The 25,648-nt window shown below is 67.2% G+C and carries 24 protein-coding genes; 16 read left to right on the top strand and 8 right to left on the bottom strand.

The window, feature by feature from the left end; genetic code table 11:
- Positions 1–48: 48 nt before the first annotated feature.
- Complete coding sequence (locus AC27VL_RS11955) at positions 49–720, bottom strand: DUF7716 domain-containing protein (protein ID WP_488766595.1); 672 nt, start codon at positions 718–720, stop codon at positions 49–51.
- The gene (locus AC27VL_RS11960) at positions 717–2,135 is read right to left on the bottom strand and encodes an MFS transporter (protein WP_180166809.1); all 1,419 of its coding nucleotides are present in this window, start codon (positions 2,133–2,135) and stop codon (positions 717–719) included. Before AC27VL_RS11960 ends, AC27VL_RS11955 begins: the two co-directional genes overlap by 4 nt.
- 106 nt (positions 2,136–2,241) lie before the next feature.
- On the opposite strand from AC27VL_RS11960, the gene AC27VL_RS11965 reads away from it, so the two are divergent.
- Positions 2,242–3,126, top strand: coding sequence for a LysR family transcriptional regulator (locus AC27VL_RS11965; RefSeq protein WP_488766696.1), 885 nt, complete (start codon positions 2,242–2,244; stop codon positions 3,124–3,126).
- Between the two features lie 136 nt (positions 3,127–3,262).
- Here the strand turns inward: AC27VL_RS11965 and pip are convergent, their stop codons facing one another.
- Positions 3,263–4,204 (bottom strand): prolyl aminopeptidase, encoded by a 942-nt coding sequence (gene pip / locus AC27VL_RS11970; RefSeq protein WP_100551616.1) that lies wholly within the window; start codon positions 4,202–4,204, stop codon positions 3,263–3,265.
- A gap of 49 nt (positions 4,205–4,253) precedes the next feature.
- Positions 4,254–5,111: a peptide chain release factor N(5)-glutamine methyltransferase gene (prmC, locus tag AC27VL_RS11975; protein ID WP_100551615.1), complete on the bottom strand. Its 858-nt coding sequence runs from the start codon at positions 5,109–5,111 to the stop codon at positions 4,254–4,256.
- A gap of 362 nt (positions 5,112–5,473) precedes the next feature.
- On the opposite strand from prmC, the gene ahpC reads away from it, so the two are divergent.
- From ahpC to AC27VL_RS12000, 5 genes are all read left to right on the top strand, one after another.
- Complete coding sequence (gene ahpC / locus AC27VL_RS11980; RefSeq protein WP_025877950.1) at positions 5,474–6,037, top strand: alkyl hydroperoxide reductase subunit C; 564 nt, start codon at positions 5,474–5,476, stop codon at positions 6,035–6,037.
- 234 nt (positions 6,038–6,271) lie between these two features.
- The gene (gene ahpF / locus AC27VL_RS11985; protein ID WP_100463089.1) at positions 6,272–7,864 is read left to right on the top strand and encodes an alkyl hydroperoxide reductase subunit F; all 1,593 of its coding nucleotides are present in this window, start codon (positions 6,272–6,274) and stop codon (positions 7,862–7,864) included.
- An 81-nt stretch (positions 7,865–7,945) separates the two neighbouring features.
- On the top strand, positions 7,946–8,911 hold the full coding sequence (locus AC27VL_RS11990) for a LysR substrate-binding domain-containing protein (protein ID WP_100551614.1): 966 nt from the start codon (positions 7,946–7,948) through the stop codon (positions 8,909–8,911).
- 123 nt (positions 8,912–9,034) lie between these two features.
- On the top strand, positions 9,035–9,439 hold the full coding sequence (gene rnk / locus AC27VL_RS11995) for a nucleoside diphosphate kinase regulator (RefSeq protein ID WP_089238903.1): 405 nt from the start codon (positions 9,035–9,037) through the stop codon (positions 9,437–9,439).
- Positions 9,440–9,497: 58 nt separating this feature from the next.
- Positions 9,498–10,454, top strand: coding sequence for a transaldolase (locus AC27VL_RS12000; protein WP_488766599.1), 957 nt, complete (start codon positions 9,498–9,500; stop codon positions 10,452–10,454).
- A 529-nt stretch (positions 10,455–10,983) separates the two neighbouring features.
- Here AC27VL_RS12000 and msrA read toward each other — a convergent pair.
- Both msrA and AC27VL_RS12010 read right to left on the bottom strand, forming a co-directional pair.
- On the bottom strand, positions 10,984–11,649 hold the full coding sequence (gene msrA / locus AC27VL_RS12005) for a peptide-methionine (S)-S-oxide reductase MsrA (RefSeq protein ID WP_488766698.1): 666 nt from the start codon (positions 11,647–11,649) through the stop codon (positions 10,984–10,986).
- Between the two features lie 30 nt (positions 11,650–11,679).
- The gene (locus AC27VL_RS12010; RefSeq protein ID WP_089238899.1) at positions 11,680–11,943 is read right to left on the bottom strand and encodes a putative signal transducing protein; all 264 of its coding nucleotides are present in this window, start codon (positions 11,941–11,943) and stop codon (positions 11,680–11,682) included.
- A 203-nt stretch (positions 11,944–12,146) separates the two neighbouring features.
- Here AC27VL_RS12010 and AC27VL_RS12015 point away from each other — a divergent pair, with 203 nt between their 5' ends.
- From AC27VL_RS12015 to AC27VL_RS12035, 5 genes are all read left to right on the top strand, one after another.
- A complete protein-coding gene (locus tag AC27VL_RS12015; protein WP_488766601.1) occupies positions 12,147–13,895 on the top strand; it encodes a glutamine--tRNA ligase/YqeY domain fusion protein in 1,749 nt (582 codons plus the stop codon).
- Between the two features lie 181 nt (positions 13,896–14,076).
- Positions 14,077–14,808 carry a DUF6348 family protein gene (locus AC27VL_RS12020; protein WP_488766603.1) on the top strand — a complete coding sequence of 244 codons (732 nt, stop codon included), beginning with the start codon at positions 14,077–14,079 and terminating at the stop codon, positions 14,806–14,808.
- A 96-nt stretch (positions 14,809–14,904) separates the two neighbouring features.
- A complete protein-coding gene (locus tag AC27VL_RS12025) occupies positions 14,905–15,465 on the top strand; it encodes a nucleoside deaminase (protein WP_033830398.1) in 561 nt (186 codons plus the stop codon).
- The gene (gene rlmM, locus AC27VL_RS12030) at positions 15,449–16,516 is read left to right on the top strand and encodes a 23S rRNA (cytidine(2498)-2'-O)-methyltransferase RlmM (RefSeq protein WP_191078602.1); all 1,068 of its coding nucleotides are present in this window, start codon (positions 15,449–15,451) and stop codon (positions 16,514–16,516) included. The genes AC27VL_RS12025 and rlmM overlap by 17 nt, the downstream gene beginning before the upstream one ends.
- Positions 16,516–16,914 carry an EF-hand domain-containing protein gene (locus tag AC27VL_RS12035; RefSeq protein ID WP_488766606.1) on the top strand — a complete coding sequence of 133 codons (399 nt, stop codon included), beginning with the start codon at positions 16,516–16,518 and terminating at the stop codon, positions 16,912–16,914. Before rlmM ends, AC27VL_RS12035 begins: the two co-directional genes overlap by 1 nt.
- A 236-nt stretch (positions 16,915–17,150) precedes the next feature.
- Here AC27VL_RS12035 and AC27VL_RS12040 read toward each other — a convergent pair whose 3' ends face one another.
- Together AC27VL_RS12040 and ubiH are read right to left on the bottom strand one after the other, a co-directional pair.
- A complete protein-coding gene (locus AC27VL_RS12040) occupies positions 17,151–18,332 on the bottom strand; it encodes a UbiH/UbiF family hydroxylase (RefSeq protein WP_488766607.1) in 1,182 nt (393 codons plus the stop codon).
- A complete protein-coding gene (ubiH, locus tag AC27VL_RS12045) occupies positions 18,329–19,534 on the bottom strand; it encodes a 2-octaprenyl-6-methoxyphenyl hydroxylase (RefSeq protein ID WP_488766608.1) in 1,206 nt (401 codons plus the stop codon). The genes AC27VL_RS12040 and ubiH overlap by 4 nt, the downstream gene beginning before the upstream one ends.
- A 109-nt stretch (positions 19,535–19,643) precedes the next feature.
- Here ubiH and AC27VL_RS12050 point away from each other — a divergent pair, with 109 nt between their 5' ends.
- The 5 genes from AC27VL_RS12050 to AC27VL_RS12070 all read left to right on the top strand — a co-directional run bounded on the left by AC27VL_RS12050 (position 19,644) and on the right by AC27VL_RS12070 (position 25,646).
- The gene (locus AC27VL_RS12050) at positions 19,644–20,228 is read left to right on the top strand and encodes a hypothetical protein (protein WP_025877927.1); all 585 of its coding nucleotides are present in this window, start codon (positions 19,644–19,646) and stop codon (positions 20,226–20,228) included.
- A gap of 8 nt (positions 20,229–20,236) precedes the next feature.
- The gene (locus tag AC27VL_RS12055) at positions 20,237–20,791 is read left to right on the top strand and encodes a cob(I)yrinic acid a,c-diamide adenosyltransferase (protein ID WP_100551606.1); all 555 of its coding nucleotides are present in this window, start codon (positions 20,237–20,239) and stop codon (positions 20,789–20,791) included.
- A gap of 6 nt (positions 20,792–20,797) precedes the next feature.
- Positions 20,798–21,736 carry a histone deacetylase family protein gene (locus tag AC27VL_RS12060; RefSeq protein WP_100551605.1) on the top strand — a complete coding sequence of 313 codons (939 nt, stop codon included), beginning with the start codon at positions 20,798–20,800 and terminating at the stop codon, positions 21,734–21,736.
- Positions 21,737–21,825: 89 nt separating this feature from the next.
- Positions 21,826–24,306 (top strand): LPS-assembly protein LptD, encoded by a 2,481-nt coding sequence (gene lptD, locus AC27VL_RS12065; RefSeq protein ID WP_165780960.1) that lies wholly within the window; start codon positions 21,826–21,828, stop codon positions 24,304–24,306.
- A complete protein-coding gene (locus AC27VL_RS12070; protein WP_100551603.1) occupies positions 24,303–25,646 on the top strand; it encodes a peptidylprolyl isomerase in 1,344 nt (447 codons plus the stop codon). The genes lptD and AC27VL_RS12070 overlap by 4 nt, the downstream gene beginning before the upstream one ends.
- Positions 25,647–25,648: the final 2 nt, after the last annotated feature.

Raw genomic sequence — 25,648 nt, forward strand, 5'->3', positions numbered from 1 at the left:
CTACTGGGACACTACAAGTAGATCCACGCCATGCGTGGATGATTTTCGTCAACGCAGCACGGGAACATCCATCCACGGGAACGGCTTGAACCCGAGCACCTGCACGGTCGCGCCGATCGCTTCAACATCATCCTTGATCGCCTGTGCACGGCTGCGGTCCAGAGCCTCGCCCAGCACCAGCGGCAGCGCGCGGCAACGTGCCAGCGCTTCGCCCACCGGAATGTCGAGCAGGTGCGCCACTCGCTGTGCCGCAGCCTTGATCTGTTCGTCCGCACATCCCTCCAGCGTCAACCCGAATGCGGCGAAGATGCCCGGCCCTACCCCGGCTGCGTGCGCAGCGGCCTGCTCGGCAGCACCCGCTTCGCCCAATGCTTCATCGACACCGTCCACCTGCAGGAAAGCGTCGTACTCGGCGTAGTACGCCAACGCTTCGGCGTAATCGCGCAGCGAAGAAAGCGGACGCTGGCGCTTCTGCACATCCAGGACGTCAGCGAACGTGGCCGGTTCCAGGTAGGTCGTCAGACCCAGCGCCTGCGCGGCCCCGGGCACCTCACCGTCATCATCGAACGCGGCGTCTTCATCGGCCGGCAACCAGAAGCGCGCCTGCAGCAGGTCGTCATCGGTGGCGTGCACCCAACCGAAGGAGGCATACACCTCATCGTTATCGTTGCAGGCTGCGAACGCGTGCAGGGTCTGTTGCAGGTCCAGCAGCTCGATCATGCTTCGTTGCTCAGGCAAGCGGTCGTCGCCGAGTCTACCCGTGCCGGACGCAGGCCCAGCGCGATGACCACGCCGAGTGCAGCGAACAGCGCAGCGCCGTACTGTGCGTTGACCATGCCCTGCAGGGCATCGGCACTGGTTGCCGCCTGCGTACCGCGCGCGGCATTGGCCACCATCACCAGTACCGCCAGCCCCAACGCGCCGCCGATCTGCTGTGCGGTGGCGGCCATGCCTGACGCTACACCCTGCTGCGGCCCCGGCACGCCCTGCCCGGCAACGATCCACATCGCCGTCCAGCTCATGCCCTGGCCGACGCTGAGCACCACGATGCCCGGCAGCAACGGCCAGTAGCCGGCGCCGTGCGGCATCGCCAGCGCCACTGCGGTGATGCCGATGGCACCGGCGGCGAAACCCCAGGCCAGCACCTGCCGTGGCGAACGGCGCTGCAGCATGCGCTCGGCAATGCGGATGCCGAAGGTGCACACCAGCGTCGGCAGCAGGAAGGCCATGCCAGCCTGCAGCGGACTCCAGCCGTAACCATCCTGGAAATACAGCGCCAGGAAGTAGTACTGCACGCCATAGCTGCTCATGAACGCGAAGGTCAGGCCGAGTGCCGCACGCAGGCCAGGCAGGCGCAGCAGTGCGAATTGCATCAGCGGATCACGGCTGCGCTTTTCGATCTGCACGAAAACCGTCAGCAGTACCGCTGACAGCAGCAGGCAGATGAGCGTGGCCGGCGCCGTCCAACCCCACTCCGGCCCCTGTACCAGGGTGGTGACCAGCAGGCTGCCGCCGGCAGTGACGGTGAGGCAGCCGGCCAGGTCGAAGGAACGGCCGCGCACGCGCGGGCCATCGGCCGGCAGCCACGCGCCCGCAGCAACCGCACAGGCCGTGGCCAGTGGCACGATCACCGCCAGCACCGCCGGCCAGCCGAACGCCTGGGTCAGCACGCCGCCCAGCAGCGTGCCCAGCGCCAGGCCCGCGGCACTGGCCATGCTCCAGATCGCCAGCGCGCGGTTGCGCACCGGGCCTTCGGCATACAGGGTATTGATCAAGGCCAGGGTGGCCGGGAACAGCAGTGCCGCACCGATGCCCTGCGCCGCACGCGCCACGATCAGCAGCGTGGCATTGGGCGCCAGCGCGCCCAGCAGCGAGGCCAGCGCGAACAGCAGCATGCCCAGCCGGTAGAAGCGGCGCCGGCCCAGCAGATCGGCCGCACGCCCGCCCAGCAGCAGGCTGCCACCGAAGGCCACGGTGTAGGCGCTGACCACCCACTGCAGCTGCTGCGCATTGATCTGCAGCGCGCGGCCCATGTCGTGCAGGGCAACGAAGATGATGGTGGCGTCCAGGGCGATGATCAGCTGCGCGGTGGCCAGCAGCGTCAGCGCCCAGCGCGGGTATTTCAGGGGAGGCATGCGGCGCCCGGTGCGGAGGGGGGACGGCAGTCTCATTGATGCGGACGCATCAATAAACCCCCTGGCGGCTATATCTGTCATGATTTTTGGCATGAATGGATCGTCGATGGACCTCAATGCGGTGCGCATGCTGGTGCAGGTGGCCGAAGCGCGCAGCTTCACCGTGGCTGCCGGCCAGCTCGGCCTGAGCCAGTCCGGGCTGTCGCGCGCAATCGGCCGGCTGGAAGCCTCGCTGGGGGTGAAGCTGCTGCAGCGGAACACGCGCAATGTCGCGCTGACCCCGGATGGCCAGCAGTTCGTCGAGCAGGTGGGACCCTTGCTGTGCGGGATGGAAGACGCCGAGCGACTGCTGGCCGACCGCCCCTGCACACCCTCGGGCGTACTGAAGATCAGCGCGCCTTCGATGTTCGGGCGCAAGGTGCTGGTGCCATTGCTGGGGCCGTTGCTGGAACGGCATCCGCAGCTGCAGGTGGAGGCCGTGCTCAGTGACCGTCTGGTGGATCTGGTGGAGGAAGGCTTCGATGCCGCCCTGCGCACCGGCACCATCGCCGACCAGCGGATGGTCGCGCGTCCATTGAAGCCACTGCGCTGGGTGACCGTGGCCAGCCCGGCCTACCTGGCCGCGCAGGGCGAGCCGGCCGATGTGGCGGCATTGCAGGACCATGCCTGCCTGGCGGTGCGGAACCTGCGCAGTGGCCGGTTGGTGGACTGGCAGTTTCTGCAGGACGGGCAGCTGCGCGAGGTCACGCCGCCGACGCGGATGGTGTTCGACTGCGGCGATCCGTTGGTGGAGTCAGCGATCGCTGGCATCGGCGTCGTGCAGGTGATGGATTTCGCGGTGGCCGACGCGCTGGCCGATGGCCGCCTGCAGCGCGTGCTGCAGCCGTTCGAAGGCCGCAGCCGCGCGTTGTCGTTGATCTACCCGCCGTCGCGGCAGCACTCGCCGAAGCTGCAGGTGCTGGCCGAGGCGTTGCTCGCTGGCGACTGGTAGATCCACGCCATGCGTGGATACCGACCCGTAGTAGATCCACGCCATGCGTGGATGAATGCTTCGACGCGAGATCAGCCGGGCATGGCCCGGCGCTACCGGTAAGGCGTTGCCGGCCAGCGGCCGGCACTACCAAAGATCAGGCGAAGCTATCGGTGGCGCGCACCAGCGCGTCGACGTTCTCGGCTTCGAACGCAGAGTGCCCCGAGGCCGGGGTGATCTCCAGCTTGGCCTTCGGCCACACCTTGGTCAGGTCCCAGGCGTTGGCCAGCGGACAGACCACGTCGTAACGCCCGTGCACGATCACGCCCGGGATATCGGCGATGCGGTGCGCGTCGCGCAGCAGCTGGTCTTCCACTTCGAAGAAACCGCCGTTGACGAAGTAGTGGTTCTCGATGCGGGCGAACGCCAGCGCGAAATGCGGGTCTTCATGGCTGTTGATGAAGTCATCGTCCACATGCAGGAAGCTGGTCGCACCTTCCCACACCGCCCAGGCCTTGGCCGCATCCAGCCGCGTTGCTTCGTCTTCGCTGGTCAGGCGGCGATGGAAGGCGGAGATCAGATCGTGGCGCTCCACCGCCGGAATCGGCTTGAGGTAGTGCTCCCACGCATCCGGGAACAGGCGGTTGGCGCCTTCCTGGTAGAACCATTCCAGTTCCCAGCGGCGCAGCATGAAGATGCCGCGCAGCACCAGTTCGGTCACTCGCTGCGGATGGGTTTCGGCATAGGCCAGCGCCAGGGTCGAGCCCCAGCTGCCACCGAACACCTGCCAGCGATCGACCTTCAGGTGCTGGCGCAGCTTCTCGATGTCGGCAACGAGGTCCCAGGTGGTGTTGTCCACCAGATCGGCGTGCGGGGTGGAACGACCGGCGCCGCGCTGGTCGAACAGGATGATGCGGTACTTGGCCGGGTCGTGGAACTGGCGCATCTTGTCGCTGCAGCCGCCGCCCGGCCCACCATGCAGCATCACCACCGGCTTGCCGTCCGGGTTGCCGCACTGTTCGAAGTACAGCGTGTGGCGGTCGTCGACCTTCAGGGTGCCGACGTCGTAAGGGGTGATGGCGGGGTACAGCGTACGCATGCTTGCAGCTCCGTGGTGGTGCCCTGCCCTTGGCAGGAGAACCCCCATTCTAGGCCGGTCGCCGGCCCAGGGTGACCCGGTCGCGCTGCTCCAGGTCCTGCACGGTCTGCACGTCGCTGTAGACGGCCTGCTCGAACAGCGCGCGGATGGCATCGCCCTGGTCCCAGCCGTGCTCGATCAGCAGCCAGCCGCCGAGCTGCAGATGGTCGCCGCCGCCGGCGACGATGCGGCGGATGTCGTCCAGCCCATCAACGCCCGAGGCCAGTGCCGTGGCCGGCTCGAAGCGCAGGTCGCCCTGTTCCAGGTGCGGGTCGTCGCTGGCGATATAGGGCGGATTGCTGGCGATCAGATCGAAGCGCTCGCCGCGCAGCGGTCCGTACCAGTCGTCGCCCCCTTCGGCAAAACGCACGTTGCCCAGCTCGTGGCGCGCGGCGTTGCGGGCCGCCACCGCCAAGGCCGCGGCACTGGCGTCGGTGGCCAGCACCTGCGCCTGCGGCCGTTCGCTGGCCAGGGCCAGGGCGATGGCGCCGCTGCCGGTGCCGAGGTCGGCCAGCTGCAGCGCGCGGTCCGGTGGCAGGCGGTCCAATGCCAGTTCCACCAGCAGTTCGGTCTCCGGCCGCGGAATCAGGGTGGCCGGGTCGACCTCCAGGTCCAGCGTCCAGAAGCCACGGCGGCCGGTCAGGTAAGCCACCGGTTCACCCGCAAGGCGACGGCCCAGCAGGGCCTCGAAGGCGGCCTGTTCGGCGGCCGGCAACGGATCGGTGGCATGCGCGAACAACCAGCTGCGCGGCCGCTCCAGCACATGCAGCAGCAGCAGTTCGGCCTCATGGCGGGCGTCGACGCCGCCCAGCCGGGTACTCGCGTCGGTCACGACTTGGCGCAGGGTGGGTTCGGGTTGTAGAGACATCCGGCAATTGTAGAGCCGAGCCTATGCTCGGCTGCTGTTCGCGGTAGCCCCAGCCGAGCGTGGGCTCGGCTCTAAGGATCCACAGCCGAGCATGGCTCGACGCTAGAGAATGCTGGAATCCGTTCAGGTTCCGCCAGAGGGGATAAGGAGGGGCTATCAGCCCTCTTCACACGTCCAGGAAGATTTTCCTTGTCACACAGGCAGTTGCAGGATGGACGTGGCCGGGTTCAGTGCCTGCCCATTGGATTTTGATAGCCTGCCTCTATCAAATAGATGTAATCAATGCATTGTCCTTATCGAAACAGAACCAGTAACCTAGGTCCTGTCGATTCACCCACTCCCCTTCACCCAGAGGAAAAACGATGTCCCTGATCAACACCCAGATCCAGCCGTTCGAAGCCAACGCTTACCTGAATGGCGAGTTCATCAAGGTCTCCGACAGCACCCTGAAGGGCCAGTGGTCGGTCCTGATCTTCATGCCGGCAGCCTTCACCTTCAACTGCCCGACCGAGATCGAAGACGCCGCTGACCATTACGCCGAGTTCAAGAAGGCCGGCGCCGAGGTCTACATCGTCACCACCGACACCCACTTCTCGCACAAGGTCTGGCACGAAACCTCGCCGGCCGTCGGCAAGGCCCAGTTCCCGCTGGTCGGCGACCCGACCCACCAGCTGACCCGCGCCTTCGGCGTGCACATCGAAGAAGAAGGCCTGGCCCTGCGCGGCACCTTCATCATCAACCCGGAAGGCGTGATCAAGACCCTGGAGATCCACTCCAACGAGATCGCCCGTGACGTCTCCGAGACCCTGCGCAAGCTGAAGGCTGCCCAGTTCACCGCCGCCAACCCGAACCAGGTCTGCCCGGCCAAGTGGAAGGAAGGCGAAAAGACCCTGACCCCGTCGCTGGACCTGGTCGGCAAGATCTAAAGCAGTACCCGCAGTACCGGCCTGCCGCAGCCCCACGCTGCGGCGCGGCCTTCATCCCCGTGCCGGTCCCCCCGCCGGCGTGGGGGTGAACCCAAGACAGCCAACGCGCGCCAGCCTTGGCCAGCCAGCCCCTTCCACGGTGTCGCTGTCTTGGGTTCACCCCTACCCCTCGCTGGTCCGCTACCTTCTACAGCGGTGCCACGCCCCCGTTTTGCCTGAAGCCAGGAGAAGACCATGTTGGACGCCAACCTGCAGTCGCAGCTGAAGACCTATCTGGAGCGCGTGACCCGCCCGATCCAGATCACCGCGCATGCCGACGACGGTGCCAAGTCGCAGGAGATGCTGGACCTGCTGCAGACCCTGGAAAGCCTGTCGGACAAGATCTCGCTGCAGGTGCTGCGTGATGGCCAAGGCCGCGTGCCGTCCTTCGACCTGGGCACGCCGGGCCAGGACATCCACCTGACCTTCGCCGGCCTGCCGATGGGCCACGAGTTCACCTCGCTGGTGCTGGCACTGCTGCAGGTCGGCGGGCATCCGTCCAAGGCCACCGCCGAGCTGATCGAACAGGTGCAGAACCTGGAAGGCGATTACAGGTTTGAAACCTATTTCTCGCTGTCCTGCCAGAACTGCCCGGATGTGGTGCAGGCGCTGAACCTGGCTGCCGTGCTCAACCCGCGCATCCAGCACGTAGCCATCGACGGTGCGCTGTTCCAGGAAGAAGTCGAGCAGCGCGAGATCATGTCGGTGCCCACCGTCTACCTCAATGGTGCGGTGTTCGACCAGGGTCGCATGACCCTCGAGCAGATCGTGGCCAAGCTGGACACCAACGCCAGCAAGCGTGATGCCGAGAAGATCGGCGCCAAGGAGGCCTTCGACGTGCTGGTGGTCGGTGGTGGCCCAGCCGGTGCCGCAGCGGCGATCTACGCTGCGCGCAAGGGCATCCGTACCGGCATCGCTGCCGAGCGTTTCGGTGGCCAGGTGCTGGACACCATGGCGATCGAGAACTTCATTTCGGTGAAGGAGACCGAAGGCCCGAAGCTGGCCGCGGCGCTGGAGCAGCACGTGCGCGAATACGAGGTCGACATCATGGACCTGCAACGCGCCAGTGCGCTGGTGCCGGCCGGTGAAGACGGCCTGGTGCAGGTGCAGCTGGAAAACGGCGCGGTGCTGAAGTCGCGCTCGGTGATCCTGTCCACTGGCGCCCGCTGGCGGCAGATGAACGTGCCAGGCGAAGACCAGTACCGCAACAAGGGCGTGGCCTACTGCCCGCACTGCGATGGCCCCCTGTTCAAGGGCAAGCGCGTAGCGGTGATCGGCGGTGGCAATTCCGGCGTTGAAGCCGCCATCGACTTGGCCGGCATCGTGTCGCATGTGACCCTGCTGGAATTCGATTCCAGCCTGCGTGCCGACGAAGTGCTGCAGAAGAAGCTGCGCAGCCTGGCCAATGTCACCGTGCTGACCAGCGCGCAGACCACCGAAGTGCTGGGCGACGGCAGCCGTGTCACCGGCCTGGTCTACAAGGACCGTGTCGGCGGCGATTCGCATCGCGTTGAACTGGAAGGCATCTTCGTGCAGATCGGCCTGCTGCCGAACACCGAATGGCTGAAGGACACCGTGGCTCTTTCGCCGCGTGGCGAGATCGTCATCGATGACCGCGGGCAGACCAATCTGCCGGGCGTGTTCGCCGCGGGTGATTGCACGACGGTACCCTACAAGCAGATCATCATCGCGATGGGCGCCGGTTCGACCGCCGCACTTAGCGCTTTCGATCACCTGATCCGCTCCTCGGTTCCCAAGAGCAGCGGTGCGGTGGCCGAAGCGGCCTGATCCAACGTTCCCAGGCCATCGGGAGCACCATCAACCGGCGGGGCAACGCCATGCCGGTGCAGTACCCCGAGAGGTCTGAGGATGAACCTGCGTGACCTGAAATACCTGGTGGCCCTGGCCGATCACAAGCACTTCGGCCGGGCCGCCGCCTCCTGCTTCGTCAGCCAGCCCACGCTGTCGACGCAGATCCGCAAGCTGGAAGAGGAACTGGGCCTGCCACTGGTGGAACGTGCGCCGCGCAAGGTGATGCTGACGCCTGCCGGCCACGAAGCGGCCGCGCGGGCACGGGTGATCGTGGCCGAAGTGGAACAGCTGAAGGAAGCGGCGCGACGCAGCCGCGATCCGGAAGCGGGTACCGTGCGCCTGGGGATCTTCCCCACCCTGGGCCCGTACCTGTTGCCGCACGTGATTCCGCGCATCCGCACGCGCTTCCCCGAGCTGGAACTGCTGCTGGTGGAAGAAAAGAGCGATGTGCTGCTGGAGCGCCTGCGCGAAGGCAAGCTCGACGCCGCACTGTTGGCACTGCCGGTGATCGACGACCAGCTGCATGCCGAATTCCTGTTCGAGGAGCCGTTCCTGCTGGCCGTGTCCGGCCGCCATCCGCTGGCCACGCGCGAGCATCTGGACGTGCAGGAACTGGCCACGCAGAAACTGCTGTTGCTGGAAGACGGCCACTGCCTGCGTGACCAGGCGCTGGAAGTCTGTCGCCTGTTCGGCGCCAATGAAAAATCCGAATTCCGCGCCACCAGCCTGGAAACGCTGCGACAGATGGTCGCCGCCGACGTTGGCATCACCCTGCTGCCCAGCCTGTCGGTCCAGCCGCCGGTGCCGCGCTCGAACAACATCCGCCTGATCGACTTCGTCGGCGAGGGCCGTCCCAGCCGTCGCATCGCCATGATCTGGCGCCGCAGCTCGGCGATGAACGAGTTCCTGATGGAGCTGGCCGAACAGTTCAAGCGCCTGCCCGATGCGCTGTTTACGCTGGAGGCGTTGGCCCCGGCAAACGGCGATGCTGCCACCCCGCCCACGCCGGTGCTGAACGGCTGAGACACCGCAGCCGGGCCTCGAAACCGCCGGGAGTCGATTCCGGCCGCATTTGTCCCCACAATACAGTCAGGCGGCGCCAGCAGGTGCCGCCTTTTGCATGGCTTTCAACCAAGGAGCGTCACCATGAACACCGCCAGCGGCCTGCCGCCGTCGATCACCGTTTCCACCCTCGACATGGACCGCCTGGACGCCATGCTCGAATCTCCGGCAAACAGCCAGACGCCGGCCGCGCGTGCGCTTGCCGACGAACTCAACCGGGCGACCGTGTTGCCGCCAGACCAGATTCCCGAAGGCATCGTCATGATGCATTCGCGCGTGGAGTGCGAAGATGAAGTGTCGGGCGAAAAGCATGTCCTGACCCTGGTCTTCCCCCGCGAAGCCAATGTCGATGAAGGCAAGGTGTCCGTGCTGGCGCCCGTGGGCAGCGCCCTGCTTGGCCTGGCCGTGGGCCAGAGCATCGACTGGACCGCCCCCGGCGGCCGCAAGCTGCGGCTGCGCGTGAGCGCGGTCCACAACGACCGTCCCTGACCTGCGCTGCGTACCGCGCGCGATCAGTTTCCCTGCAATCCCCGCACCAGGAGCCGTAATGAGTACCCCGTCCAAACTGTCCCAGCTGCGCGAACTGTCCGTGGTCGTTGCCGATACCGGTGACTACGAGGCGATCAAGCGCTTGCAGCCGGTGGACTGCACCACCAATCCGACCCTGGTGAAGAAGGCGCTGGACCTGCCGGTCTATGCGGAACTGATCGAACGCGAACTGGCCTGGGGCCGCCAGCAGGGCGGTGACCGCGAGACCGTGGTGCACGCCGTGGCCGACCGCCTGACCATCGGCGTCGGCGCGCTGCTGAGCACGCTGGTACCGGGCCGTGTGTCCACCGAAGTGGATGCCGACCAGGCCCATGACACTGCCGCGACCGTGGCCAAGGCCCGCCAGTTCATCCAGATGTACGCTGATGCTGGCGTGCCGCGCGAGAAGATCCTGATCAAGATCGCCGCGACCTGGGAAGGCGTGGAAGCCGCGCGCGTGCTGCAGGCCGAAGGCATCGACTGCAACCTGACCCTGATCTTCAACCCGACCCAGGCACTCGCCTGCAGCGAAGCCGGCGCGTTCCTGATCTCGCCGTTCGTCGGCCGCATTCTCGACTGGTACGTGGCCAACGGCCAGACCCCGGCGAACATCGACGAAGACCCGGGCGTGGTGTTCGTGCGTGGCGTGTATGCCGAATTCAAGCGCCGCGGTTCGCCGACCGTGGTGATGGGCGCCTCGTTCCGTTCGACCGCGCAGATCGAAGCGCTGGCCGGCTGCGACCGCCTGACCATTTCGCCGGACCTGCTGGAGAAGCTGGATGCCGACCACGGCGTGCTGCCGCGCAAGCTGGTGGCCGGTGCCGCTGAAGCGGTGCAGGTGACGCCGATCGACGCGACGACGTTTGCTGCGGACCTGGCGGCCGATCCGATGGCGACCGAGAAGCTGGCGACGGGTATCGATGCATTCGCCAAGGATCTGGAAGCGCTGCGTCAGCGGATCCGCGAGGCGCTGTGAGGATTCCGGCCAACGGCTGAGCCCCTCGTGGCGGGTCGCTCAAGGCAGATCGTGGGATTGGCAGGGCGGGTGGGCCATGCAGGGGACGCTGCAAGTACGTCCATGTAAGCTCGGTCGCCGCATCCATGCGGCTCACGCCCCTGCACGGCCCACCCGCCCTGCCTTCGACAATTTCCTGCGGTGGTCCGCCACGGAAGAAAGAAAAGAAGAGCAAAAGCGGGTCGCGCGCTACGCGTGCTCACAAACAAAAAGGACGCGGCGAATGCCGCGTCCTTTTTGTTTTCTATCAGGTCGTCAGTAACCCAATGCTCTTGCCCACCGTCACCGGGAAACTGTCGGGGGCGGGGCGGTGTGGGTTGGCAGGACCGTTGGCGCCATGGATGGCGCCATCGAGCCCCCATGGATGGGTTCACGGCGTGTCCTGCCAACCCACACCGCCCCGCCCAACCCGCAGCAACCCAGAGCCGCTTTGGCTTTGGCTTTGGCCGTTGCTTTCAGCTTCTGCCCGCCGCAGGCGGACCACCGCGCGTCAGCGCGGCACCTCCACATCCAACCCGATCGGGCAGCTCACGCCGGTGCCGCCGATGCCGCAGTAACCGTTCGGATTCTTCGCCAGGTACTGTTGATGATAGTCCTCGGCGTAGTAGTACTCAGGCGCCGGGTACACGATCTCGGTGGTGATCGGGCCATAGCCGGCCGCAGTCAGCTGCGCCTGGTAGGCCTCGCCGCTGGCTAACGCCGCCGCGTACTGCGCCTCATCGGTGGCGTGGATCGCCGAACGGTACTGGGTGCCGGTGTCGTTGCCCTGGCGCATGCCCTGGGTCGGGTCATGGCTTTCCCAGAACAGCTGCAGCAGCCGCTCCAGGCTCACCACCGCCGGGTCGAACACCACCTGCACCACCTCGGTGTGGCCGGTCAGGCCTGAACAGACCTCTTCATAGGTGGGGTTCGGGGTGATGCCGCCGGCATAGCCCACCGAGGTGCTGTACACGCCCGGTTCGCTCCAGAACTTGCGCTCGGCACCCCAGAAGCAGCCCAGCGCGAAGCGGATCTGCTGCAGGCCGGCGAAACGGTCCTTCAACGGATGGCTGTTCACGAAGTGCTGGTTGCTGTGCAGCGGCAGCGGTTGCTCGCGGCCCGGCAGCGCTTCTTCCGGGCGCGGCAGGCGCTGCTTGAAGGCCCCGATGCCGAGGATGCCCTGTCCGATTCCCAACATGATGCGCTCCTACGCCGGAAGGCCGGCAATGTCGTCAGCATCTGAAATGGGGTCGCCGGGGGCGTGGCCCAAGTCCAGCGCGGCGACGATGTCCTCGGCCTGCGGGCGCGCGGCGTCGGGGATACCGACCCGCAGCACGCCGAACAGCGGCAGCTCACCCATGCCACCCAGCAGCGACTCACCGAACACGAAGGCAGGGATGCCGGCGTCTTCCAGCGCGTGCTTGACCAGGTGGGCGTCGAACAGATTGTCGGCCTTGTACACGATGTGCATGGGGCGGCTCCGTGGGACAGGATTCCAGCATACGCCCGGGGGCTGAATGGTGCCGCGGGTGGCATCCGCGGGTTGCCGGCCAGCGGCCGGCACTACAGACGACGCGGGTAGTGCCGGCCGCTGGCCGGCAACCGCAGCCCACCGGGCAGCCCTTCCCGGTAAGCGTTAGACTGGCAATCTTTCTGCCTTACTTTCGCCGACTCATGTCAGAGCACACCCCCGCCAGCCCCGAGACCCCCGCCGACAGCCACGAGAAGCGTGATTTCATCCGCCAGATCGTGCGCGAGGACCTGGCCAGCGGTAAGCACCAGGCGATCAAGACCCGCTTCCCGCCGGAGCCGAACGGCTACCTGCACATCGGCCATGCCAAGTCGATCTGCCTGAACTTCGGCATCGCCGGTGAGTTCAGTGGCGTCTGCAACCTGCGTTTCGACGACACCAACCCGGCCAAGGAAGACCCGGAGTACGTGGCTGCGATCCAGGACGACGTGCGTTGGCTGGGCTTTGAGTGGAACGAGCTGCGCCACGCCTCGGACTACTTCCAGACCTATTACCTGGCCGCCGAGAAGCTGATCGCCGACGGCAAGGCCTATGTGTGCGACCTGTCGGCCGAGGAAGTGCGCGCCTACCGCGGCACCCTGACCGAACCGGGTCGTCTCTCGCCGTACCGCGAGCGCAGCGTCGAGGAAAACCTCGACCTGTTCCGCCGCATGCGTGCCGGTGAGTTCCCCGATGGCGCGCGCACCGTGCGCGCCAAGATCGACATGGCCAGCGGCAACATCAACCTGCGCGATCCGGCGCTGTACCGCATCAAGCACGTCGAGCACCAGAACACCGGCAACGCGTGGCCGATCTACCCGATGTACGACTTCGCCCATGCACTGGGCGATTCGATCGAGGGCATCACCCACTCGCTGTGCACGCTGGAATTCGAAGACCATCGCCCGCTGTACGACTGGTGCGTGGACAACGTCGACTTCGCCCACGATGACGCGCTGACCCAGCCGCTGGTCGACGCCGGCCTGCCGCGCGAGGCGGCCAAGCCGCGCCAGATCGAGTTCTCGCGCTTGAACATCAACTACACGGTGATGAGCAAGCGCAAGCTGATGGCGCTGGTCACCGAACAGCTGGTGGACGGCTGGGAAGACCCGCGCATGCCGACCCTGCAGGGCCTGCGTCGCCGTGGCTACACGCCGGCGGCGATGCGCCTGTTCGCCGAGCGCGTGGGCATCAGCAAGCAGAATTCGATGATCGATTTCAGCGTGCTGGAAGGCGCGCTGCGCGAAGACCTGGACAGCGCCGCGCCGCGTCGCATGGCCGTGGTCGACCCGGTCAAGCTGGTGCTGACCAACCTGGCCGAAGGCCACGAAGAGCAGCTGACCTTCAGCAACCACCCGAAGGACGAAAGCTTCGGTACCCGCGAAGTGCCGTTCGCACGTGAGGTGTGGATCGACCGCGAGGACTTCGCCGAAGTGCCGCCGAAGGGCTGGAAGCGCCTGGTTCCTGGTGGCGAAGTGCGCCTGCGCGGCGCCGGCATCATCCGCTGCGATGAAGTGATCAAGGATGCCGACGGCACCATCACCGAGCTGCGCGGCTGGCTGGATCCGGAATCGCGCCCGGGCATGGAAGGCGCCAACCGCAAGGTCAAGGGCACCATCCACTGGGTCAGCGCCGTGCACGGCGTGCCGGCCGAGATCCGCCTGTACGACCGCCTGTTCTCGGTACCGAACCCGGACGACGAATCGGAAGGCAAGACCTACCGCGACTACCTCAATCCGGAATCGCGCCGCACCGTCACCGGCTATGTCGAGCCGGCTGCCGCCACCGCTGCGCCGGAACAATCGTTCCAGTTCGAGCGCACCGGCTACTTCGTTGCCGACCGCCGCGACCACACCGAAGCCAAGCCGGTGTTCAACCGCAGCGTGACCCTGCGCGACACCTGGTCGGCCTGAGCACCTGCGCGGGCGCCGCAAAGGCGCCCGCGTCATCTCGCTACTGCCTCATCCTCTGCTGAAGCCCGCGTAGCCGACCTGCGGTAACGGCGGGCCCTGCTGCGCGAGCGCAGGCACGCAATGCCACCGCGCAACCGCTGCCTGCATCATCATCCCCTCCTTGCCCCTGTCAGGCCCTGCCATGTCCGCTGCCCCGAGTGCACTTCTGCCGCTGCTGCAACAGGTCCTGCTGGGCCGTGACATCGCCTGCACCGTCGAGGGCGACGACCTGCGACTCGACAGCGGCCTGTACCTGACGCCACACAGCGTCGCCAGCAACGAACGCGACAATGGCGGCTGGCAGACCTCCACCGTCATCGAGACCCGCCACGCCGGCCTGTTCGCCGATGGCCTGTTCGAGTACCAGCACGCCAATGGCGCGACCGAACAGGAGTCGTTGCTGTCCGGTTTCGACACCTGGGTGCGCGTGGATCTGGCGACCCTGCAGGCCGCCGTCGGCGCCGAAGACGCACCGGATCTGCCGATGATGGGGCTGACCTATCCGACCGGCGACGAAGGCCAAGAACACGAGCGCACCGTGGTGCTGGGGCCGCTGGCCCATTACCGCGCCCGCGAACTGGACGACGCTGTCGCGTGCAGCGAGGACGACCACGGTTCCTGCCCCTGCTGCCTGTTCACCAAGAGCATCGACGCCTTCGACAACCTGCTGAAGGCCCACCACTTCCTGGCCATCCGCCTGTTCGCGTCGCGCGACGAGCAGGGCCAGTGCGAAGCCGACTGCCGGGTCAACGGCCATGACTTCGCCCCTGCCCTGCCGCTGCTGCGCGCCTACGCCGCGCGCTGGCCGCAGGCGGGGCTGGAGTTCCGCAAGCAGTACGTGGTGATCCGCACCGGCTCACCGTCACCGGCCTGAATCCAGCGCGCACGCCCGGTACATGCCACTGCCGCTACACTGCGCGCCGACATCTGCTGCACCTGTTCCTTTCACTCCCAACGAGGCACCCCCGCGATGCTGTACGCGCAAGTCCACCTGACCCTTCCCGCCTGGATCCACGACCAGATCGACCTGGATCGTCGATATCCGGGCGACGAGGCCAAGGTCGCGCTGGCGATCGAGCTGTCGCGGTTGAATGTCGACCACGCCAGTGGCGGCCCGTTCGGCGCCGTGGTGTTCGGGCCGGATGACAAGGTGATCGCCGCCGGCGTGAACCGGGTGATGCCGCACTCGACCTCGCTGGCGCACGCCGAGAACATGGCCTACATGCTGGCCCAGCAGCGCCTGCAGACCCCGCGCCTGAACGCGGTGCTGTCGCCGATCACCCTGGCCACCAGCTCGCAGCCGTGCTGCCAGTGCTACGGAGCCACCGTGTGGGCCGGCATCGACCGCCTGCTGATCGGCGCGAGTTCGGCCGACGTGGAAGAACTGACCCCGTTCGATGAAGGCCCGCTGCCGGCCGACTGGGTGGGCGAACTCAACAAGCGCGGCATCGAAGTGGTGCAGGGTCTGAACCGCGATGCGGCGCGCAGCGTGCTGCGTGCCTATGGGGAAAGCGATGGCGCCCGTTACTGAGACCGGCATCGGCCTGCTGTGCCTGTGCCGGCAGGGCTTCGAGCCCGAGCTGGCCGGCGAACTGCAGTTCCGCGCAGGCGCTGCCGGTTTTGCCGGTTACGCCCGCACCCAGCGCAATGATGGCTACGTGCTCTTCATGTGCGATGAAGCCGCGGCGCTTGCACCGCGACTGCCGTGGCGCGAGCTGATCTTCGCCCGCCAGAAGCTGGTGGTGCTGGCCGAGCTGCCGCAGCTGGACCCGGCCGACCGCATCACCCCGATGCTGGAAGTGCTGGCCGATGCGCCGCGCTTTGGTGATCTGTGGGTGGAGCATCCCGATTCGGACGCTGGCAAACCGCTGTCCGGACTGGCGCGTGCGTTCGGCAATGCCCTGCGCCCGGCGCTGCGCAAGGCCGGCAAACTCAGCGACAAACCCAACGCACGCCTGCCGCGCCTGCACGTGGTGTTCGTCGATGGCACCCACGCTTTCATCTGCGTGGCCAACCCGGACGACAGTGCACCCTGGGCGTTGGGCATTCCGCGCCTGAAGCTGTTGCCCGACGCACCCTCGCGCTCGGCATTGAAGCTGGATGAGGCACTGCTGACCCTGCTTGCCCCGGAAGAACGCGAAGCGCTGGTTCGCCCGGGCATGCGCGCGGCCGACCTCGGCGCGGCACCGGGCGGCTGGACCTGGGTGCTGACCCGCCAGCACGTGCATGTGCTGAGCATCGACAACGGCCCGCTGCGCCAGCACGTACTGGACACCGGCCTGGTCGAGCACCTGCGTGCCGATGGCTTCCATTGGCATCCGGAGCAGCCGCTGGACTGGATGGTCTGCGACATGGTCGAGCAACCGCGTCGCGTCGCCGAACGCATGGCCACCTGGTTCCGCGAGGGCTGGTGCAGGCATGCGATCTTCAACCTGAAGCTGCCGATGAAGAAGCGCTGGGACGAAACGCGCCTGTGCCTGGACCTGTTCCAGGACCAGGCCGGCAAGCCGCTGGTGGTGCGTGCCAAGCAGCTGTACCACGACCGTGAGGAAATCACGGTGCTGGCGTCGCCGCTGCGCTGATGAACACCCCGCGCATTTCCCTGCTGCTGTGTACCGCGTTGCTGGCATCGCCGGCGCTGGCACAGCCGGTGCGCCCGCAGCCGGCGCAGAGTGCTCCGCTGCGCGATGACAGTGGCGTGGTCCGCCAGCAGTCGCTGTCGGCCGGCCGTGTGACCGGCAGCGTCGACATCGTGGTGCCGCTGGGCGAAACCCCGGTAACGGTGCGTTCGCTGGCACCGGCCAGCGTGGTCGGCCAGTACCGCATCCATTTCGCCGAGCTGGACGTGGACGGTGATGGCTTCATCAGCCGTGAGGAGGCGCAGGTGAACCCGGCGCTTGCCGACGAGTTCAACGCATTGGACGTGAAGCGTCGCGGCAAGCTGGACCGCGCCGATCTGGCCGGTTGGCTGGTGGATTGATCCACCCTCGTGCTCTTCATCCACGCATGGCGTGGATCTACCGACGGCGGTAGCGCCGGGCCATGCCCGGCGGGATCCATGAACCGCGCTGCGCGCTCGCCGGGCATGGCCCGGCGCTACCGGTGGATGATCCGGGGCACGCGCGCCAACCAAGGTTGGCGTCTACCAGAAGCGATTCGGCGCGGGCCCGCATCACCCGTGGTTGGTAGTTGCCAACCTTGGTTGGCACCCAGCGGTCACACCCCTGCGGCGCGCTTCCAGAAGGCCTGCACCAGCGGCGGCCACTTGCCCACGCAGCCCAGCGCGCGGCCACGCGCCAGGGTCAGGTGCATCTCGTCGTTGGAGAACAGCCCGTTGATCGCGTCGAAGCTGTAGGCGGCGACCTGGTTGTCGCTGCGACGCTCACGCGCCCAGCGCTGCACGCGCTGCGGCGACAACCGGGGTTGCCCACGCCGTTCGGCCGACGGCGCCAGCCAGTGCTGCAGGGCGGCGACGTCGCGCAGGCCGAGGTTGACGCCCTGCCCGGCCAGCGGGTGCACCACGTGCGCGGCATCGCCCAGCGCCAGTACGCGACCGGCCACATAGTGGCGGGCCAGCTGCCGGCGCAGCGGGAACGCCGCGCGCGGCGAGGCCAGCCGCAGTTCGCCCAAGCGCGCGGCGAAGGCGCGGGTCAGTTCACGATTGAATGCGTCTTCGTCCAGGGCCAGTACGCGTGCCGCCTCGTCGTCGGGCAACGTCCAGACGATGGAGCTGCGATGCTCGGCCACCGGCAGCAACGCCAGCGGACCGCTCGGCAGAAAGCGCTGCCAGGCCGTCGCCTGGTTGGGCAGCTCGCTGTCCACATAGGCGACCACACCGCGCTGCTGGTAATCGTGGCGCTCGACCTCGATCCCGGCCAGTCCGCGCAGGGTCGATTCCGCACCGTCGGCAGCCACGGCCAGCGCGGCTTCGATGCGACGGCCATCATCCAGGCGCAGGCGCACACCGTGCTCGTCCTGTTCGAGCGCTTCCACGCGCGCCGGGCAATGCAGCTCCACGCCGGCGGCCGGCAACGCCGCCCACAGGCGATCCTGCAGCAAGCCGTTCTCGACGATGAAACCCAGTTCGCGACGGCCGAAGCGGTCCGCGTCGAACAGCAGGTCGTCTCCACCGGCCGCGTCCCACACCTGCATGCGCCGGTACGGCCAGGCGCGTGCCTGCGCGATCGTCGGCCACACGCCGAGTCGCTGCAGCAACTGCACGTTGTCGGCGGCGAAGGCGAATACCCGCAGGTCCGGCTGTGCGGCCTGCCACGGCGCAGGTTCACGACCTTCCACCAATGCCACTGCAAGACCAGCATCGGCCAGGGCCAGCGCACAGGCAGCACCGACCACGCCACCGCCCACAATGGCCACGTCCAGGCGTGCGCGCCGGTTCATGCGGCTTCTCCACGGCACAGACGCGGCACCTCGCCACGGAAGCCCATCGCACCACCGACCAGCATCGACTGCACCGAGGCGCGCTGTGCGGCCACCAGGCCCAGGCTGCGCAGGGGGCGCAGCAGCGGCGCCGGATTGCTGGTCAGGCGGGCAAGACCACCGGAGAACGCCACCGTCTGTCGTCGATCTTCTTCGCGGCGGGCTACGTAGGACCGCAGCAGCGCATCACTGCCAGCGTCGCCCTCCACTTCCAGCAGCTCGGCCAACGTCAACGCATCGCGCAGGCCGAGGTTGAAGCCCTGTGCACCCAGCGGATGGATGGTCTGCGCGGCATTGCCAAGCAGCACCGTGCGCTCCCCCACCAGCGCGCGCGCCAGTACCTGGATCAGCGGATAGGCGCTGCGCGGACCAGAGTCGAGCAGGCGACCCGCACGCCAGCCGATGGCCTGCTGCAGGCGCTGCAGCCACGCGCTGTCGTCCAGCGCCATCACCGCTTCGGCCTGGTCACGGGCGACGCCATGCACGGTGCCGAAATGGCGGTCGCCACGCGGCAGCAACGCCGTCGGGCCGGTATCGGTGAAGCGCTCCCAGGCGGTGCCATCGGGCGCACGCTGGCTGCGCACGCGGGCTACGAACAGCGTCTGCTGGAAATCGTGGCGATCAACTTCGATGCCCAACGCATCGCGCACCCCGCTGCTGGTGCCGTCGGCACCGACCACCAGCCGCGCCAGCAGCACGCGCTCGCCGCTGTCATCGGCCACCCGCACCTGGCGGTAACCATCAATCACATCGCCCAGACCAAGGAAACGCATCGGCCGGTAGCGGCGCAGTCGTGGCAGCTCCTGCAGCCGGCTTTCCAGCGCCTGGCCGAAATCACGCGCCACCACCACCTGGCCGAACCACGGCCGGTCGTAATCCGTTGCATCGAGCTGCACGCGGCCGAAATCACCGGCGCGGCTGACATGGATGCGGCGGATCGGACCGGGCGTCATCGACAGCTTCTGCATGACCCCCAGCGCGGTCAGCGCGTTGATCGTGGCGGCAGCAAAACTGAGGTTGCGCTGGTCGAACACCGCGGGCAGCTCGCCGGCCGGACTGGCTTCGAGCAGGCCCACGTCGCGGCCCAGCCGGTCCAGGGCGATGGCCAGGCTGGCACCCACCAGACCACCACCGACGATCAGCACGTCATGTCGTTCACTCATGGGCGCATGATACGCGCTCGCCGCGCCTGCATGCCCGGCACGGCCCCGCCTGCGCCCAGCGTCGCGCCGGGCTAGAATGAAACCTGAATCCGCTCCGGCCCCCACCGCCATGTCCGACTCCGCACCCCGCGCCTTCGTCCTGTCAGTGCTCGTGCTGTTGCTGGCGGCGACCCGCGTCAATCACTTCGCGGCAATCCCGGACGCCTCCTGGGCCGTGTTCTTCATCGGCGGCTTCTACCTCGCCCGCTGGACCCGCTGGGCGTTCCCGCTGCTGATGGTGTTCGCGGTGCTGGTCGACTGGATCGTGATCCGCAGCAGCGGCCTCGATTTCTGGCAGCACTACTGCGTGTCGCCGGGCTACTGGCTGCTGTTGCCGGCGTACTTCGCCATGTGGGCCGGCGGCATGCTGCTGGGCCGCAACTACCGCAGTGCGCAGTGGTCGGTGCTGGGCAAGGGTGCGTTGCTGCTGGTGGCGTCGGTGGCGCTGTGCCATCTGCTGGCACAGGGCGGTTTCTACTGGACCAGCCAGAACGTGGCCGAGCCGACCGTGGCCGGCTGGGCGCAGAACTACGCACAGTGGTTCGGCCCCTACCTGCGCACCACCGCGATCTACGTGGCCCTGGCCGCCGCACTGCAGCTGGCCGTGGAGCAGGTGCTCAAGCTCCTGCAGGCCCGCCGCGACATCCATCACTGAGCCGCGCCATGGGTCATCGCCTCTCGCGCATCTACACCCGCACCGGCGACGACGGCAGCACCGGCCTGGGTGACGGCAGCCGGGTCGGCAAGGACGATCTGCGTGTTGCCTCCTATGGCACCGTCGACGAAGCCAATGCCACGCTCGGCCTGTTGCTGGCCGTGCCGCTGCCGGAGGACATCCGCGCGCTGGTCGTGCACCTGCAGCACCAGCTGTTCGATCTGGGCGCCGAACTGTGCGTTCCCGGCCATGCCGCGATCCACGCCGCCGACGTATCGGCCCTGGAACAGCAGCTGGACCACTACAACGCCGACCTGCCGATGCTGAAGGAATTCATCCTGCCGGCCGGTGGCGAGGCCGCCGCGCGCTGCCACCTGGCCCGTACCGTGGTCCGCCGCGCCGAGCGCGACACGGTGGCCCTGGCCCGGGTGGAACCGGTACGCAGCGAAGCGCTGCAGTACCTCAACCGGCTGTCAGACCTGCTGTTCGTGCTGGCCCGGGTGCTGGCACGGGCCGATGGCCACGGCGAAGCGCTGTGGCAACCACAGCATCGCCAGCGCTGAGCCGCCATGCTGGTCTTCACCCATCCCGCCTGCCTGCTGCACGATCCCGGCCCTGGCCATCCTGAATGCCCGCAGCGCCTGCAGGTGGTGCTCGACGCGCTGCATGAGGCCTTCCCCGGCCAACTGGAGTGGCGCGAAGCGCCACCGGCGAAGTTCGGCGAACTGACCCGGGTCCACGACAGCGCGCTGCTGGATCTGGTGCTGCAACCGCAGACCGCACCGCTGCGCCAGCTGGACATGGACACCTGGACCTCGCCGGGTTCGGCCAGTGCCGCGGTGCATGCCGCCGGCGCAGGTGTCGCGGCCGTCGATGCAGTGATGCTGGGTGAGGATCCACTGGCCTTCTGCGCGGTGCGCCCGCCCGGCCACCATGCCACCAGCAGTACCGCGATGGGTTTCTGCCTGCTCAACAACATCGCCATCGCCGCCGCCTACGCCCGCGATCGCCACGGCCTGGAGCGGATCGCGGTGGTCGATTTCGATGTCCACCACGGCAACGGCACCCAGGACATCTTCCAGCACGACGCCCGGGTGTCCTACTACAGCACCCATCAGGCAGGGCTGTTCCCCGAGTCCGGCCTGCGCCGTGACCGCGGCGCCGGCAACCTGATGAACATCCTGCTGCCACCGGGCAGCGGTGGCTTCCGCTTCCGCAACGTCTGGGCCGACGAGATGCTGCCGGCGATCGACGACTTCCGCCCCCAGCTGCTGCTGATCTCGGCCGGCTTCGATGCCCACCTGCGCGATCCGCAGGCCGACCTGATGCTGGAGACCGACGATTTCGCCTGGATCACCCGCGAACTGCACGCGCTGGCACGCCGCCATGCCGCTGGCCGGGTGGTGTCGATGCTGGAGGGCGGATACGACCTGCAGGCCCTGGCCGAGTGCAGCGTGGCCCATCTGCAGGCACTGATGGCGACGCCTTCCGGCAACGGGCCTGGATGAACCCGAACCGGCAATCCGGGGAGGCCTTCATTGCCCCTATGCAAGGGATGGGGCAAGCTACCGTCCGTTTTCGCCCGAATCCGAACCGCGTGCGCCGAGCCCTCCGCCTGCTTCCCCTGCCCCTGAGCATCGCCGTCTGCCTTCCGGCATGGGCCGATGACAAGCCGCTCAACTGGGGCCTTTGCCCGGCCACGGACGTGATCCCTGCGTTCACCGACGCGCCGACGCCGGTGCCCGGCCAGGACAAGGCTGCCGCCAGCGCTGCGCGCGAACAGCAGCCCACCGACATCGAGGGCGACCAGCTGCTGGGCACCACCACCGTGCCGCAGTACCAGGGCAATGTGGCGCTGCGCCGGGGCGACCAGTTCGTCGGCACCGACAAGCTCAGCTTCGATACCGAAAGCGGCAACTACGTCGCCGACGGCAACGTCCGTTACCAGGATGCCTCGATCCGGATGGTCGCCAAGCGCGCCGAGGGCAACCAGGAAAGCGACACCCATAAGATCACCGACATCCAGTACCAGCTGGTGTCCCGCCGCGGCAATGGCGAAGCCGAATCAGTCGACCTGCAGGGCGCGGTCGGGCAGATGCACCGCTCCACCTACACCACCTGCGACCCGTCGCAGCCGGTATGGCGGCTGACGGCGCCGGAGATCGAAGTCGACAACGACGAAGGCTTCGGCACCGCCCGCAACGCCGTACTGCGGATCGGCAAGGTGCCGATCCTGTGGGCGCCCTACTTCAAGTTCCCGATCGATGACCGGCGCAAGACAGGCCTGCTGTTCCCGCAGCTGGGCATGTCCGGGCGCAACGGTTTCGATTACGCACAGCCGATCTACTTCAACCTGGCGCCGAACTACGACGACACGTTGACCCCGCGCTACATGAGCCGGCGCGGCCTGATGCTCGACAACGAGTTCCGCTACCTCTATGAAGGCGGCCGCGGCGAACTGATCACCGCGTTCATGCCCAACGACAAGCTGCGCGACCGCGATCGCGGCCAGGTGATATTCGGTGGCTACCACAACGTGGACAGCCACTGGCAGGCCCGTGCCAACCTGGCCTGGGTCAGCGACGAGCGCTACGTGGAAGACTTCGCCAACCGCCTGGTAGGTGTCACCGCCTCGAACCTGCAGAGCACCGTGGGCCTGTATGGCACCGGCAAGAACTGGACGGCCGGCATCATGGCCGACCGCTGGCAGCTGACCGACTACACCCTCAACGAGAGCGCGCTGCCTTACAACCGGCAGCCACGCCTGTTCCTCAACTGGGACAAGCCGCTGCTGCCGTGGCTGGAGACCGGTGTCTATGCCGAGGCCGTGCGCTTCACCCACGACGACATCAACTTCAAGTACGGCGCCGAGGCCGGTCCCGACCTGCAGTACACGCGCAACGGCCAGACCCAGCGCATTTACGGCGGCTCGCGCCTGGATGTGAAGCCCTACGTGTCGTTCCCGATCAGCGGCGCGGCCTGGTACGTCACCCCGACCCTGGCCTACCGTTACACCGGCTACGAGCTGGACCGCGGGTTGGCCGATGCCACCCGCAGGAGCATCCTGGTCTCGCAGGGCATCGATCCGAACACGGCCACGCCGGAACAGCTGCGCGGCAATACCTCGCCCAGCCGCAGCCTGCCGATCGCCAGCCTCGACGCCGGCCTGTTCTTCGATCGTGAGACGAAGATCGGTGGCAAGTCGTTCCTGCAGACCCTGGAGCCGCGCCTGTTCTACCTGCGCACGCCCTACCGCGATCAGGACGAGCTGCCGATCTTCGATACCCGCGACTTCACCTTCAGCTGGGGCCAGCTGTTCCGCGATTCGCGTTATACGGGCGCTGATCGCCAGAACGACGCCAACCAGCTGACCATGGCCCTGAGCACCCGCTTCATCGACCAGACCACCGGCAAGGAACGCTTCTCGGCCTCCATCGGCCAGATCCAGTACTTCGACGAATCGCGGGTGTCCGTGACCCCCGGTGGCGCGCCGGTGGAAAAGGGCAAGTCGGCCTGGATCGCCGACGGCAACTACATGATCAACGACCGCTGGACGCTGGGCGCCACCTACCAGTGGGATCCCAAGTACAAGCGCGAGGATCTGGCCAGCGTCCGTGCCCGCTACCTGATGTCCAACGACGGCGTGGTCAACCTGACCTACCGTTACCGCATCAATTCCGGCGCCCCGGCCACCGCCAACAAGCACGACCGCACCCTGCTGGAACAGGCCGACCTGTCGTTCCTGTACCCGCTGAACGAGCGCTGGAGCCTGGTGGGCCGTTATTACTACTCGATCCAGGACAAGGAACCGCTGGAGATCATCGGTGGCGTACAGTGGGACAGCTGCTGCCTGGCCGTGCGCGCCGTGGCCCGCCGCTACGTGCGCAACCGCGAAGGCGAAATGAACAACTCCATCCAGCTCGAGTTCGTGCTCAAGGGCTTGAGCTCCCTCGGCCAGGACACGGACCGCACTTTGCGCCGTGCTATCCTCGGCTACAACCGCGACGACCTCTATCTCGTGCCGCCCAGCAACACCGGCGCGACCCGCGATGACTACGATCCGAATCTGATCCCATGACCAAGAGCTTCCCCGTTCTCCTCGCATCGCTTCTGGCGGTGTCCAGCGTGTCCGCCCCCCTGCAGGTCATTGCGCAGGAGGCCCAGCCGTTGGACCGCATCGCTGCTGTCGTCGATGAGGACGTGATCCTGCAGAGCGAGCTCCAGCGTGCGATCGCCAACATCAAGGCGCAGTACGCCGGCCGCGAGGCCCAGCTGCCCCCTGATGACGTGCTCAGCCGCCAGGTGCTCGAGCGCCTGGTGCTGGTCAAGCTGCAGGTGGCCCGTGCGCAGGGCAGCGGTATCCATGTCGGCGACCAGGAACTGACCCAGGCGATGAATGCCATCGCCCAGCAGAACGGTTCGACCCTGGATGCCCTGCGTCAGCGTCTGGCCCATGACGGCATCGATTTCAACGATTTCCGCGCCTCGGTGCGTGACGAGATCACCGTGCAGCGCCTGCGCCAGAGCTTTGCGCAGAGCCGCATCAGCGTCAGCGAAGGCGAGGTCGATGCGGCCCTGAAGCAGCAGGCCGATGCCGGCAACCAATTCCACTTGGCGCACATCCTGGTCGCCCTGCCCGACGGCGCCACTGCCGAGCAGATCGCCACCGGCCAGAAGAAGGCCGACGGCGTGAAGGAGCTGCTGGACAAGGGCGAACTGGACTTCAATGCGGCGGCCGTGCGCTATTCCGACAGCCCCAATGCACTGGAAGGCGGCGACCTTGGCTGGCGCACCCTGGATGAAATCCCGGCGGCGTTCGCACAGACGATGCAGCAGATGAAGGCTGGCGAAGTGGTTGGCCCGATCCGCGGCCCGAGCGGCTTCCAGCTGCTGAAGCTGGTGGAAGTGCGTGACGCCAGCGCGGCGGCAGGCACCCACACCGTCACCGAGTACCACGGCCGCCATATCCTGGTGCGCGTGGACGATGCACAGTCCGACGCGGCCGCCAAGGCCAAGATCGATACCCTGCGCGCCCGCATTGCCGGCGGTGCCGACTTCCAGCAGGTGGCCAAGGAATCGTCCGAGGACACCAACAGCAAGGGCCAGGGCGGCGATCTGGGCTGGTTCCCGGCCGACGCATTCGGCCCGGCCTTCGGCCAGCAGGTGGCAGGCATCCAGGACGGCGGCGTCAGCCAGCCGTTCCGCACCGATGCGGGCTGGCACATCGTGCAGCGCGTGGGCACCCGCCAGACCGATGTCGGCAGTGACAACCAGCGCGCCCAGGTCCGCGAGACCATCGGTCGCCGCAAGCTGGAAGACGAGTACAACCGCTTCCTGCAGGAGCTGCGTGGCGAAGCCTTCGTCAGCTTCCGCAGCGGTGACCGGGCGGAAAATACCGCCACGCCTCCGCAGTCCTGAGC

The organism is Stenotrophomonas sp. 14P6.2.3 (assembly GCF_057799055.1).